Annotated in this window: 1 protein-coding gene; it reads right to left on the bottom strand. The window is 51.3% G+C overall.

Going from position 1 to position 230, the window contains the following annotated elements; genetic code table 11:
• Positions 1–230, bottom strand: a 230-nt coding sequence (locus WG929_RS21440; protein WP_416207657.1) for an IS66 family transposase, incomplete at both ends; no start/stop codon positions are given.

Genomic DNA, 230 nt, shown 5'->3' on the forward strand with positions numbered 1-230 from the left:
TCCACGGTTTCGCATAACGGCAACTGGGCAAACACTCTCCGTAAATACGCGTAAGGCTCCAGGTCGTTCGCTTTGGCGGTTTCTATCAGGCTGTACATCATGGCGCTGACTTTTGCGCCACGCTGACTGTCACTGAATAACCAGTTTTTGCGCCCTATCGCAAACGGTCGGATAGCATTTTCGACGGGATTATTATCGATATGAAGTCGCCCATCGGTGAGGTAGACCGT

The sequence above is a fragment of the Oceanobacter antarcticus genome, from assembly GCF_044962685.1.
Lineage (GTDB): Bacteria > Pseudomonadota > Gammaproteobacteria > Pseudomonadales > Oceanobacteraceae > Oceanobacter > Oceanobacter antarcticus.